The sequence below is a fragment of the Azohydromonas lata genome, from assembly GCF_034427735.1.
GTDB classification, from domain to species: Bacteria; Pseudomonadota; Gammaproteobacteria; order Burkholderiales; family Burkholderiaceae_C; genus Azohydromonas; species Azohydromonas lata.
Genome location: NZ_JAXOJX010000001.1, coordinates 419,510 through 432,567 on the forward strand (window position 1 = coordinate 419,510; position 13,058 = coordinate 432,567).

Here is a 13,058-nt window from a genome sequence, read left to right on the forward strand (position 1 = left end):
AATGCAAGACTTCATCGCGGGAACAGCCCCGGCCTTTGCAGACCTGGAACGCCGCGCCACGGGGCATTGCGTTCGCTTTCGTCAGCAAGCCATGCCGATGGGCGCCCGGCCGGCGCATGCCGACGTGGGCTTCGAGGTGGACGCAGCAAGCGGCCAAGCCGTGCTGCTGGTGCAGAACGGTGTGGCGTGGAACGGCAGCGTGCTTGAGGTGGTCGACTGGCTGGCCGCTGGGGAGCGCCGTTTCGATTCATTCGACCGGCTGGTCGAATGGCTGCGCGGTACCTTGGCCCAGGGCTATCGGCAGACCGCAGCGGCCAGGCTGACCATGCAAGACCGTCATGTCCCTCATGTCGCATCTTTGCCCGCTTCCGACGAGGCTGCCACGTTGACATTGCTACGCCAAGCGGACGAAAGGGCGCCGCTGCCAGACGCTGATATGTTGTATGCCGGCCTGTCGGCCCGGGTGGTGGGACAGGAAACTGCCCTGCGTGCCATGGCTGCCGTCGCGGCTCGGCATCTGGCGCGAACCGACCCGCAGCGCCCGGCGGTCATGTTCGAAGTGGGACCGACCGGCGTCGGCAAGACCTTGGCTGCCGAAGTACTGGCCGGTCTGCTGTCGGCCGCGACGCTTGGCGGTCGGCCCTGGCGCTACCTCCGGCTCGACATGGCAGAGTATGCCGAGCCGCACCGGGTCAGCCAGCTTCTGGGATCGCCGCAAGGCTATGTCGGCCACGGTGACCGCAGTGAGCTGGTGGACATGCTGTCCAGTGGCGACCCAGGCGTGTTGCTGTTCGACGAAGTCGACAAGGCACACCCGGCAGTATTCAAGCTGCTACTCAACGCCATGGATGCCGGCCGCCTCTCGAGCGCCAGCGCGCTGGGCGATGGTGGCCACCAGCTCAATTGCCGCCGCTGGATCTTTGTGTTCACCAGCAACCAAGCCGCCGACGCCATCGTGCGAGATCTAGGCGATGCTGGCACGCCCGCCGCTTCACGCGAAGCGGAGGTCTGCCGCCGGCATCTGCGACAGGCCGGGGTGGCACCCGAACTGCTGGGCCGGATCAGCCGGTTCCTGGTCTTCCGGCCGATCGACGCGCGACACCGCCTAAAGCTGATGCGCGGATTGGTGCGCGAGGTGGCGGCAGAGTACGGCGTGACAGTGGGCGAGATCAGCCCAGCGCGCATGGCCCTGCTGCTACGAGCCAGCCAGGCGGCCAGTGGCTACGGCGGCCGCGGCGAGCGCGCGGTCATCGACGACCTGCTGGGTGACGAGCTGGCCAGCGCTAGCCGGCGAGGCCAAGGCCACATCGCATGCCTGGTCTGAGTTCGACTATGGCCATCTCACGGGCCGTGAAGGCGAAGCTGACCAGCTCGTAGACTGACTTTTCTTCCAGACATGGAAGAGAGAGTCATGGCTGCTGTGCCGACCCGCTTCACGCAAGTCATTTTGTAGGGCGTACTGCCGTGGCGCACCCTGGCGCAAAAACATCAAGCGCATGTGCTCGCCGGTTGTTTGTCTTTCACGACCAGCGGAATCCGCGCCACAAGTGCGGTGCGTATGCTCTGATGACAATAGCGCTGCTTGCGATCGGTGCTTGCGATGGCAACCTTGAAACGTGGGCCGCAGCGTGAAAGGGCCCGCGCGCACGCCACGTCACGCCCGCCTTTCAATGTAGGTACCGCACAGCGAGCCCGGCAAGGACAACTCTTTCACGGCTTTCCGCCGGACTCATCGTGAGGGGCCTCGCGGCGTGTCTAGCATTGACCGCATGGGACTCAACAACAAGTTGCCATGGGCGGCCTTGGTGGACCGGATGGTCGGTGTAGCAGCCCGTCTGGATGATCTCTCGCCCCTACTGGGCCAGTACGGCGGTGACAACGCTCCCGCGGTACCGCTGCTGCTGGAATGGCTCAAGCACATGGAAAATTTCCATGCCAGCCAGCACGACAAACACGAGAGCAGGCTGAAGGAGAATCTCCAGCAACGCGCACTCGACCCCGAGGATCGCGACGGGATGGGTTGCAAGCGCGACGACCGCGTGTGGGACCTGCTGCAGTCCCTCTGGGTCGGTCCGGGCACCGCCCTGGATCCCCGGCGTGCGCTGGAATTGCACTTGGCGCGCGCGTACATCGGTGTCGAGCTAGCCGGCCCAACCCGGCCCCCCTTGCAACTGGCCGCCCTGCTGGTCAACCCCCATGAGTCCAACGAGGCCAACAAGGGCAAGGTAGTGGCCCTGCACGTTACGCGCCTGTCCGCCGCCGATTGGCCCGCGTGCCCAACCTTCAGCAGCCTGCATGGCTGCCTGGTGCGCGCGCCGGGCGCCTACCTGCTGGATCTTGCCCCGGAGTTTGAACAGGCCATCAAGCGGGTCGAGGAACTTCTTGCTCGCACACTGGCGCCACTGCCTGCAGGCCAGCATGCCCAGGTGCTGGCATGGTCACTGCGTCCCTTGCCCTGGCCCGGTGAAGAGCAAGACTTCAGCCTCCTGAGCGTGGGCGGCCCCTCGTTGGGCGCCTGGCTGGCATTGGCTTGTCTGCACCTGATGGCCGACCTCCTGGCTCCTCAGGTCAGCCACTGGCGCGAGCCGCTGCGCGAGCTGGACTTGATGAGCCTCAGCGGAACGGCCGCGCTGGGCGAGCCGCCAAGCCCTGCCGCCGATCCGCTGGAGTGGCCGCTGGACTTCGTCGGCGGAGCTACGGCCAAGCTCACGGGCTTGAAGCAGTTCATCCATTTGAACAGTACCCACCACTTCAACACTCAGGCCGTCCTGCTGCGCAAGGACCAGCTTGTGGTGGGCAACCAGCACCTTCCGCTGCTTGAAGGCCACACGCTGGCCGACTGGGTCCGAATGACACACGCCAAGAGCGGCCATGCGCTGGACTCCCGGCTTCGCAAGCTGCACGACGCGCTGATGGAGCTTCCTTTGGCCGACCACAGCGGCCGGTACCCGCGGGAGTCGCTGCATCCGGAGTTGCTCAACGAGGACTTCGCCAGCGAGCTGCCCGCGCCCGCGCAAGGCAACGCCCAGGCGGCCACCCTGCGCGCTGCGCTCAAGGCCAGCCTGCTGCAGCGCTATGCGCACTGGGCCGGCGGCCACTACCAGCCCTTCGGCGGTTGCGGCAATGACGGGCGGCCCGTGCTCCTGTCCAACCACTTCCACCCCATCGAAATCCAGCCCGTGGCCAGCATGGCGGTGGACGCACGCGGGCGCCCCGGGCTACCCAAGAAAGAGCAGGTCAACGGCTTGGCCGATCTGCGGGCCATCCAAGGAGTGGACCGGTGGCTGTGCACCGCACCGCCAGCCGGGGGGAAGACCACCTTGCTGGCCGCGTTCGAAATGGAGGCTGCCCACGCTGCACTGCAGCAGCTGAACCTTGATGGCCACTTCGGTACCGTGGCGCTGTGGCTGCCGCTGCGCTGGTGCGCTACGGCGCAGGTCTACGATGCTCCCGCCGCCATGAATGCGCTTTGGGATCTGGCCCGCATAAGCTACCCGTCCTGGGCCGAACCGCTGCGGCAGGCGGTGAACAAAGGCAACTGGTCCGTATTCGCTGAGTTGGGCATCCAACTGGTTTTGTTGCTGGATGGTGTCAACGAGATGCCCGCGCAGAGCCAGACCCACCGCGCGCAACTCATTGGCTGGATGGATGATCTGCTGGTCCAACTGGCTACCGCTTCTGGCGGCTGCATCGCCCAGCGCGTGTACACCGTGCGCACGCATGGCCGCCACGGCATGCTGCCCACGGTGCACGAGGCCATGCTGCAACCCTGGGACCGCAAGCGGCGCCGCGAATACATGCTGCTGCGCCTGGGGGAAGACCACCCGCACCTGACCGCTCTGGATGAAGCCATCGCGAGGGACCCCGAGCCTGACGATCGCAAGCTCATGGCCACACCCGGCCACCTAGCCACGCAGATCACGCTGCTGCAAAGCGGTTTGGTCAGCCGCCCGGCGCAACACCGGGCCGAGCTGTTCTGCACGCTGCTGTGGGTGCGCTTGCACCAGGAGGTCAATCGCCACCACATCGCGCGCGAGTTGCTGAGCCAAGCCGAGCAAACCAAGCTGGACAACCTGCAGGTCAACCTGCAGCAAGACGGTGGCTGGCGCTGGACCGCCGAGCTGGAGGACCGCTCGCTCATCGCCACGCTGGCCCGGCTGGCCGTATCGCAGCAGCACCTGGACCCGGTGGCCCGCGAGCGCCGCAGGACCGGCGCTGCCGACGCTTGGGCCATGACAGCCACGCTGAAAGCCTTCAAGCGCCCGCTCCGCCTACCGCGGGTGGATCTGGATGTGCCGGGCGACACTATTCGCAGCACCGAGAGCCTGCTGAAGGCGGCGGAGCAGTTGAACGTGCTTCGCCGCAACCCGGATGGCGAAACCCTCACCTGGACTCACCAGCTTTATTTGGAACTGTTCGCGGCCCTGGCCTTGTCGCCTGAGGAGGAAGGCGACAACCAGGGAGTGTGGCTGGATATCCAACCGGTGGAACCACCGCCGATGGAGCAACTGTGGGACGAGGACCAGAAGGAACGGGCGCGCTTGAAGCAATTGGACGGTACGAAGATAGTGCCGAAATTCCGGATTCCACCGGTGCCTGAATCGGGCGATGTGGAGGAGACGCTGCGCTACCTGGCGCAGTTGCGTGGACCGCGTCAGGTCGTGGATCTGGTGGCCCGGGTCACCACCCAGCACTCTGCACTGGCTGCACGACTGGCCCTGGACAACTGGGAGGCCTTTGGCGAGCTTCGCGACCAGCCGCAGGATGGCTGGCAACCTGAGGGACATGAGTTGCCGGATGGCCGGGTCGATACCTCGCCCGAGCTTGGTCGGCGACGTACACATCCGACGCTAAACCAGCTACGAAAGGCCTTGTTGGCGCGGATGACAAATCGAGATGTTCACATTGCATGCAGGAATGAAAGTGGTTTTCTTCTCGGCGACCTGGGTGGCGACGGCCGGTTTGAGATCTGCGGCAAGGCGCTGATCCTGAAGGATGAGTATTGGCAGCTCGTTGGCACTCGGGGTGAGAGGGCCAGCGTGTTGATGGGCGACATCGACATTAAGGCACTCAACGCCAAGCGCGGCTTATATCTGGTTCTTGACAATCGTGCGGAATATGATATTAATTCGTTCACTGCTGAGCGTGGTCTGTTGACGGTAGATAATTTGTCTACTTTTGAAATGGCCGGCTTGCTTGTGACTAATGCTCAGGTGGAGTGTTTTTTCTTGAGCAACGAGATTCACGATGCGCGTTGGTGGCCTGACCAGGCGAGAGTGTGGGCAGGAACGTGGCTCGAACGTGGATCTCTCCCTCGGCCATGGAATGGCCGCCACGAAAATAACGGATGTCAACCGGCGTCTGTTAATTTTTGGTGGGCTCAGGCCTATTCCCTGTGGGAAAGCCATCAGCGGCGGCAAGCGCTGGGTGGAATCGCGGGGCAAGCTGATGGCAGAGTGGCACCCAAGGGGCTGTCGGTGGATTTGCCTACCGAGGCACAGTGGGAGGCCGCAGTTCGGTACTCCCGCCAGCCGGACATGCAGCCCCGCTGGCGCTTCGGGTACACGCAGGGCATTTGGAGTGAAGGAGAGCAACGCTTCATTGATGTTGCACCGTGGCATTTCAATCACAATTTGAATAGACAGCGTATATCTACGGCCAATCGCCCCGTGCCGCTAGGTAAGTTATCTCCAGTTGGTATATACATGGACAGTGCGGTCGGCTGTTTACAAGACACGGCTGGAAACCTCGCCGAATGGACCTTGTCGGCGAGGACTGATTGGTTAGAGCGAGATGCTGTAAATGCACGTGCCAAAGGCGACTGCGAACGCGTACTACGGGGTGGGGATTATATGTCACGAAGTTGGCACTGTGCGGCGGGCGTTCGTTGTAGTCGTTCCCCTGACGAAGAATCAGGAACTACTGGTTTTCGTTTGGTGCGCGTGGTGGATGTTTAAGCGAGGATCAAATTCAACTTTTTGATCAGTACAGGAATTACCAAATAATCGTGAGGTCATGACACCCGAGCCGTATCCAAGGTGACTCCATCCGGTCGCAATGCAGCGCATTTTCGCATCGCCGCTCACATCAAGTTGGTTGCAACCATATGTTGCTTGAAACACTCCCTCCCACAGTCAGCCCAAGGGCTCATGTGGAATGCACGGGAGGGCCGTGCGGGCGCCTTGACGCTGGCTGCACCTGCGGCCACTACGGGCCCCAGTGCCTGTGTTTCAAGGAAACCTGTCATGACCAACATCCAGCGCTTGATGGCGCAGTACAAGAACCGGGTCGCCATCGCCCTCAACGAAGGCGGGCAAACCGACATCGGCAACGGCTACCGGCTCACTTGGTCCTGGTGCAGCAACCCCAAGTACCCGTCGCCCCGGTTCAAGTTCGTCAACCTGCACAACGACAGCACCGGCGACCACCAGACCTGCATCTACGACACGCAGACCGGTACGCTGCACCAGCCCTGAGCGGCCATCGGCTGATCGCCCGTAGCGCAGCGTGCCTGACCTGCGCTGCCACCGGAGCACCCTGCCGCAAGGCCGGGCGGCTCTCCAACCTGGCTTTCCCGTGAACCACCCCTCATCGCCCACGCCACTTGGCGAGGGCGCGCCGCCCGACGTGCTGGTGCTGCCGCTGGCCGCCCTGGAAGACCTGATCACCGCCCGCGCAGCCACCGGAACCACCCGTTTGGCCCATGGGCTGTACTCGCTGCAGCCGCGAGGGCCTGATCAGACCGTGGCCCTGGCCGGCCCGCTGGACATGCGGCCGCTGGCCGCGCTGTGGCCCGACCCGCGGCGCCCACCGCGCGCGGCCGAAGGCGTGCTGCTGCTGCACCTGAGCGACGGCACACCACCCGCCGCGCCGGCGGACGAAGCCTGGCTGCTGCAGGCCGCGCCCGCCTGGCGCCTGGCCACCACCTTGTTGTGCCCGGCGCTGCTGGTGCTGCGCCTGGACCGGCAGGGCGGTGCCCTGCTGGATTGGCGCAGCCTGCAGGGTGCCTGGCATCCGGTCCACCGCCTGGAACTGCCGGGCAGCCGCCAGCGGCAATTGCGGCTTGCCGCGCCGGTGAGGGGTGCGGCGGCCGCGGCTGCACCCGCAGGGCTGGGCGCCGATCTGTTGTCCTCGCAGGCCATGGCCGCCCTGGAAACCCAAGACCCCACCGACCGCGACAGCCGACAGCGCGGCGGCCTGGGCCCGTTGGCCCACCATCGGCTGCGGCACGGCACGCTGGGCCTGGTGGGCCTGGGCCGCACCGGCGCCAGCGTGGCCGCCACGGCGGTACGCCTGGGCTGGCAGGTGCTGGGCCTGGACCCGGACGTCATCGAGACCCACAACCTGGACGCCGATTTCCTGCCCTTGCACGAGGGCTGGCCCAAGGCCCGGGCGCTGCAGAAATCGCTGGGGCCACTGGCCCGCCCCGGTGCCGGGCCGGACCTGCGCTCGCTGTCCGTGGCCAGCCCGGCCGCCGGCAGCCTGATGGCACACTGCGACTTGGGTCTGCTGACCATGGTGGACAACCTCCCTTCACTGGTGTGGGCGGCCGCCTGGGCCCTGGCCACGCTGCGGCTGCACGTGTGCGTGGCCAACGGGCTGGACGGGGAGGGCGGCCTGGCGGAAACCGAGATCCGTGTGCTGCTGCCCGGCCGCGGCTGTCCGCTGTGTGTGGGCGGCTTGGCCGAGCCGCTGCCGCAGGTGCTGGCGCAGTTGGCCCGTGGCGAGGCCCAAGGCACACCGGCCGACTTCCGCAGCCAGCGGCCGGGCTCGGTGCGCAGCGTCAGCGTCAGCGCCGGCCACTTGGCCCTGCGCGCACTGGAGCAGGTGGTGCAGGGCCGCCTGCGCAGCAGCCTGTTCCGCCGCCTGCGCGAAACCGCCGAGGGCGGCCTGCAAGTGCAGGATCAGCCCGTGTGGCAGGCGTCGGACGGCTGCCCCTTCTGCCGTCAGTTCCAGGGAGTGGGCACGGCCCAGGTTACCCACCGCCGGCTGCTGGCGGCACTGGAGGCTTGCATCGCCTGGCAGGCCGCGGAGGGGCCGCGGCCGAGCGGCACTGGACCCGCCACGCTAGGGCGGATAGCGGGCAGGGCCTGACGGTCGCAATGCCGTGCGCCTGACTGCCGAGTTGCTCGGCTAGGCCACACGGCACGGCTGAGGGGGCCTACAAGCCCGACATTACCCACCGCCGCCCCTAGGAAAACACCATCATGCCCCTGTCAACCTGCCCCGTCCGCCTGGACGCCGCGTGCCGCACCCAGGCGCTGCGCCTGCTTTCCATGGCCCACGCCCGCTGGTTGGACATCCGGAACATCCGACGCACGCTGGCCGCAGCTGCCCTCGGCCACGCCGGCCAAGTACGCCGCAGCGGCGAGCCCTCCGTGGTCCACCCGCCGGCCATGGCGCTGGGGGTGCTGCAACTGGGCGGCGGCAGCACCGAGGTAGTCACCGCGCTGATGCACGAGGTGCTGCCGGAGGACTGCGAGGGCATCACCGTCGAGCGTGTGCTGCAGCACTTCGGCCTGGACATCACCAACCGCCTGAGGGCCCTGGCCAAGCGCCCGGAGCCGCCCAAGCCGCTACGCGTGGGCGAAGCGCACGGCCGCCTGATCATCGCGCTGGGCCTCTGCGGCGCTGGCATGGCCCTGGTCAAGCTGCTGGACCGCGCCCACAACGCCGCCGCCAGCGCCGCGCTGGCGCCCGAGCGCATGCAGCGCATGCAGCGCATGCAGCGCATGCAGGCCGAGAATCACTGCCTGGCCGCCCATGTCGGCGCCCGGGGCTTGGCCGATTTTCTGGTGGCCGAGCCGCCACGCTGGTGGCAGGCCGCGGCCAATTTCCCGGCGCAGATCCGCCACGTCCAGGTGCCGCTGGCAATCGGGGGTTGAGGCCATGTCCGGACTGTTCAACGTCTGGCGCAACGGCTACTTGATGGGCGAAGCCGACGCTCAAGCCGGCCGCCGCCACCGCGCCGAGTGGGAACTGCGCTACCTGCGCCCGGTGAACTGGGTGCCTGGAGTGAATGTGGAGAGCTTCATCGTCGGCTATGCGGCGGGGTACGCCAACGTAATGGCCGGGCGTACTTGGGGAGGGCGCATGCCGGGAAATGATTAAGACGACCCGGCGCGATGATGCACATACCGCCAAGCCACCCCCATTAGGTCGTAAACAAATGCGATCTGGCATTGGAACGCACTGCGAACCCAACATAGAGCAACAGCACGTTCACGATCTCTGCTTGAACCCGGGCATCCCGCCCGTTTACGCCAGGGCCAAGGCCCGGGCACCCTGCGAAGAACCACGATGCAATACAAGCAACTCAGCGATGGCAGCTACATCGTTGCCCCCGACGGCGCCAATTTGCACACTGACCACCTGCACTTGGCCAGCGATCGCAAGACCGTACTTTCCCACAAGGTCAACGGCGAGCATTCGTACAAGTACAGCAACACGCGCAGGAGCTTGTCCGATTTGTGGGAGGACATTACCGGCCTAGCGAACAAATTCCCCGGCGGCTTCAAGCTCTGAACGCAGGCAGGGGGCACACCGGGCAAGAACTCATCCCTCTCCACGTGGATTGAGCGGCGGGCCCGGCCTCTCCGGCAGGCCCACGAGCCACCGCAGGCTGAAGGCTTGTGGTGGCTCATCCTTTACGCTCTGCGTGCGCCCGATGGCAACGCTGACAGTCACGACCATGTTCTACGGGCTCGACCTGCCGGCGCGGGTTGGTATGTGATGGTCGCCGGAAGCAATTGTGAGCGTGGTGCTCAATCGCACTTCATTGCGACCGAAAGCACCTTGAGACGCAGCCCCAGCGCAGATGAAATCCAGGCATGTTCAACCCGTGCTGAGGCACCTCACCGCCATGTCCACTTCCATTCCCGCCCATGTGACCTCGGTCATCGGCCCACACCCAACGGCCCCTGCTACTGCCGAACCTGCCACGGTACCTTTGGTGTCGGACCCTATCGCTTTGCTCTGGGCTGACTTGGACGCGTTCGATCGCCTACACCAGATGCAAGACCGCACCCTGGCGATGCAGTCCCGCCAGCGTTTCGACTGACGGCGCTGGCAAGCCGGCTTCTGGTGCCACGGCGCGCTTGTTCACCCGCTCTATCTCTCCCTGCTGCGATACTCGCATGACAACAAACGACACCGACTGCTCCTCTGCACGTGGCCTCAACCGGGTGGACCCCATCCAGTTGAACCAGGTGCTGGTAGCCATTGCGTACGCTGGCCAGTGCCCTTACGCCGCAGGCAGTTTGCTGCCGCCGAACCCTAAGCCCGAGGCCCGTTGGCCCATGCTGGGCGCGCCGCTGTCCGCACGCATCTGGCAACTGGCAGAGTGGCTGAATTCCGACACGCACACGGGCCGCGGCTCGCTGCCTGCACCTGTGCGGCGCGAGGTGTCGCGCTTCCTGAGCGACCAGGGGCTGGCGCACATCAGCCCGCAAGATCTGGTACGTGGCTTGGCCAGTTTGGCTCGGCTGCCAGGAGGTGCCGACGAGCCAGTTCCGCAAGACAGGCAGAAGGTCATGTTACGGGCCATGAAGAACGACCGTCGCTTCGCTTCCTGGCCCAGTGCGAGCGTGGGCGCCACGTCACGGGACAATCAGGTCGGGCTGCGGCGGCTAATCAAGACCGCTGGCATGCCTGGCCTGTGGGCGCGTTACGCCCTGCGCGTGGTGATGCACGCCATGGGGCTTGCTCTGGACGACCGCGCCAGCCTATGGCTGCTGCGCCACGCCCTGCGGCGTGCTGCGCTGGACGTGAGCCTAAGCGCCCATCCCCATCAGGCCCCTGCTGCCTCAATGCTGCGCCGGGCTTGGCAGACAATGCTGGACGATCTGGTGCCGGCTGCCGGGCGCGTGCCGAGCGCCAGCGAATGGGAAAACGTAAAGAGACGCTGGACGCAGCAGGAGCCGCTGTTCAACCCATTGCGCCATGGGGACATCGCAGATCCCGCGCTTATCCGCGAATGGATCATTAACGAGGCCCGGGACGCGCAAACGCGGGGCGATCTGGCGCTCAAGCAGCAACTCGACGCCTGGCCGGTGCAGTTGCCCGAGCAGGTGCACGCCTGGGCCTGGGCCGTGGCGCGCGAGCTGATGGACGCCACACGTTACGGCGACTTCCGCCTTCACGAGGCCGTGCGTCTGGAGCCCGCCCTGCCGGAGGGCGACCGGCCGGAGCAGGACCCGCCCACCTCGCTGCACTACCTGGCCGTGCAGTTCAAGCAAAAGCGCCGCAAGAGCAGCCGGCTGCACCACGTACCCGACGCCATCCTGCACGAGGCCCGGCGTGCGACGCTCCATAGCCACTTCCGCTACATGGCGGACCACCCGCCGCTGGCCCATCTGGCCACGCTCGAGATCGGGCGCGATCTGGCCTGTGACCACTGAACACGGGAGCATTGACATGCCCACCTTCACCACGTTGCCACCGGAAACGCCGGTGCAATTCCACGCCCGCCGCTGGCTGCTGTGCGGCGCCTCCTGGGACGCGCAGCCCGATGTGCTGCGCGAGGCCCCCTGGGTGGCTTGGCGCCAGCGCAGCGGCTTGCTGCAGTGTTGCTCCGCGGCCGAACTTCCCAGCCGCGTGTGCGCGCTGCTGGACGAGTACCCGCAGGCCCACCTCACCGTGCTGGCTCCCAAGGCGGCTGCAGATGAGCGTTATTCATTGCGCAACTGCGCGCCTGACGTCGACGGGGCACACCGGGTGTCCATCGTCTTCGAGGCCGACTCCGTGTTTCAGCTGCTCACCCGACCCGAGACCGAGTGCAGCGAATGGCTGGGCCGCAACGGCCAAGTACTGCTGCCAATGCCGCTGGACCCGTTCACGCCCGAGCAACTGGCCGAGTGGCAGGGCCTGATGCATGACTGGACACAGTCCTGCCTGACGGCCGTGCAAGTTGAGGCGAGCGAAAATGTGCAGAACGACTTGGAGGGCCCCGAATCCATGGCTCCGCAAGCTTCGGCAAAATTGTCCCAGGAGCGGGCGAAGGCGCTGGCGCAGTTGCTGCATGGCCTGGGTGAAGATGATGCGGAACCAGAAGCCTCCGAGGTAGACGGCGGCTGGCACGGGGCTAGGTCGACTGGCTGGGGCGCAAACGACGAGCGTTACCAGCCCGCACGCCTGTATGGCGCCAGCCCTAGCCACGCGCCCAATCAGTTCCGGATTGAGGAACTGGACACGGTGATGCACATCAACCAGCGACACCAGACCACGCAATTGCATGGCAGCGACGGTGTTGCGCTGGAAGTCAGCTTCCACCCCGCGCCTCAATTGAAGCGAGGCAGCCAATTGCTGCGCATAGACCTATTTGACAAGACACCTGCGCGGCACCAGGGTTGGATACCCCTGCCGCTGGTGGTCTTCCCGAGCGACGAGAACCCGGTCGGACCATGGCTGATTGACGGGAAGGAACACCCTGGGCTACTGCAGCGCTTCGATCAGTGGATGCGCAAGGATCCGGCGCTGGATGTGGAGGTCTGGGTGCGCACGCTTTCAAAGGCGTGATGCTCCTTCTCCGCTTCCTCAGTTCCGAGCCGACTGATTGCAAACACAGCAGGTGAGCTGCGGCCGGTCGTGTTCCGCGCAACTCGCGCTCAGGGTGCTACTTGTGCGGGACAGGCCTACGGAAAGCGACCATTTCCGGGTCCCAAAATATCCATGTATTGTTCGCCAAGAGAGGTATGACTGGCAAACAGTCACTTGGTTGCGGGAGGTGGACATGAAAATTTTGGGCCAGGCATTGATATCCAATATTGAAGAGCGGCAGATAGGTGTCGAATCTATTGACGTGTTAGTGCGGCACTAAAGTGTCGGTGCGGCTTGCGAATTTAAATTGCAGATAATTTTCGGAGCTTAGCTGTATTGATAACGGGCCTGCTTATGCTTGGGCCCGAATAAATGGTGCGAATATAAACTGCCTGCGCATCAAGTTTTCCATCAATACAAAGTAGAAAATCATGCAAACTGACGCAACCGCGCGCGAACCCAATGGAAAAGCGCTACATATCTTCATCAACACAAGCAAATACTGCTTGCAAACTACAAGA

At 65.0% G+C, this 13,058-nt stretch carries 9 protein-coding genes; all 9 read left to right on the top strand.

The genetic code is table 11. The annotated features are described in order from the left end of the window. Position 1: 1 nt before the first annotated feature. The 9 genes from SM757_RS01920 to SM757_RS01960 all read left to right on the top strand — a co-directional run bounded on the left by SM757_RS01920 (position 2) and on the right by SM757_RS01960 (position 12,516). Positions 2-1,324 (top strand): AAA family ATPase, encoded by a 1,323-nt coding sequence (locus tag SM757_RS01920; protein WP_322464016.1) that lies wholly within the window; start codon positions 2-4, stop codon positions 1,322-1,324. A 445-nt stretch (positions 1,325-1,769) separates the two neighbouring features. Continuing rightward, positions 1,770-5,957 (top strand): SUMF1/EgtB/PvdO family nonheme iron enzyme, encoded by a 4,188-nt coding sequence (locus SM757_RS01925; protein WP_322464017.1) that lies wholly within the window; start codon positions 1,770-1,772, stop codon positions 5,955-5,957. Positions 5,958-6,245: 288 nt separating this feature from the next. After that, entirely contained in the window at positions 6,246-6,476 is a 231-nt protein-coding gene (locus SM757_RS01930; protein WP_322464018.1) for a hypothetical protein, read from the top strand. Between the two features lie 100 nt (positions 6,477-6,576). Beyond that, positions 6,577-8,094 carry a hypothetical protein gene (locus SM757_RS01935; protein WP_322464019.1) on the top strand — a complete coding sequence of 506 codons (1,518 nt, stop codon included), beginning with the start codon at positions 6,577-6,579 and terminating at the stop codon, positions 8,092-8,094. Between the two features lie 113 nt (positions 8,095-8,207). Further along, positions 8,208-8,885: a hypothetical protein gene (locus SM757_RS01940; RefSeq protein WP_322464020.1), complete on the top strand. Its 678-nt coding sequence runs from the start codon at positions 8,208-8,210 to the stop codon at positions 8,883-8,885. Between the two features lie 4 nt (positions 8,886-8,889). After that, the gene (locus SM757_RS01945; protein ID WP_322464021.1) at positions 8,890-9,111 is read left to right on the top strand and encodes a hypothetical protein; all 222 of its coding nucleotides are present in this window, start codon (positions 8,890-8,892) and stop codon (positions 9,109-9,111) included. Positions 9,112-9,300: 189 nt separating this feature from the next. Then, positions 9,301-9,525, top strand: coding sequence for a hypothetical protein (locus SM757_RS01950; protein WP_322464022.1), 225 nt, complete (start codon positions 9,301-9,303; stop codon positions 9,523-9,525). 611 nt (positions 9,526-10,136) lie between these two features. Next, positions 10,137-11,399 (top strand): hypothetical protein, encoded by a 1,263-nt coding sequence (locus tag SM757_RS01955; RefSeq protein ID WP_322464023.1) that lies wholly within the window; start codon positions 10,137-10,139, stop codon positions 11,397-11,399. 16 nt (positions 11,400-11,415) lie between these two features. Beyond that, positions 11,416-12,516 (top strand): hypothetical protein, encoded by a 1,101-nt coding sequence (locus SM757_RS01960; RefSeq protein ID WP_322464024.1) that lies wholly within the window; start codon positions 11,416-11,418, stop codon positions 12,514-12,516. Positions 12,517-13,058: the final 542 nt, after the last annotated feature.

What these genes read in the sequence shown, in the direction of transcription:
- SM757_RS01960 (WP_322464024.1), top strand. Translation starts at nt 11,416, where the DNA reads ATGCCCACCTTCACCACGTTGCCACCGGAAACGCCGGTGCAATTCCAC.
- SM757_RS01930 (WP_322464018.1), top strand. Translation starts at nt 6,246, where the DNA reads ATGACCAACATCCAGCGCTTGATGGCGCAGTACAAGAACCGGGTCGCC.
- SM757_RS01955 (WP_322464023.1), top strand. Translation starts at nt 10,137, where the DNA reads ATGACAACAAACGACACCGACTGCTCCTCTGCACGTGGCCTCAACCGG.
- SM757_RS01925 (WP_322464017.1), top strand. Translation starts at nt 1,770, where the DNA reads ATGGGACTCAACAACAAGTTGCCATGGGCGGCCTTGGTGGACCGGATG.
- SM757_RS01920 (WP_322464016.1), top strand. Translation starts at nt 2, where the DNA reads ATGCAAGACTTCATCGCGGGAACAGCCCCGGCCTTTGCAGACCTGGAA.
- SM757_RS01950 (WP_322464022.1), top strand. Translation starts at nt 9,301, where the DNA reads ATGCAATACAAGCAACTCAGCGATGGCAGCTACATCGTTGCCCCCGAC.
- SM757_RS01945 (WP_322464021.1), top strand. Translation starts at nt 8,890, where the DNA reads ATGTCCGGACTGTTCAACGTCTGGCGCAACGGCTACTTGATGGGCGAA.
- SM757_RS01940 (WP_322464020.1), top strand. Translation starts at nt 8,208, where the DNA reads ATGCCCCTGTCAACCTGCCCCGTCCGCCTGGACGCCGCGTGCCGCACC.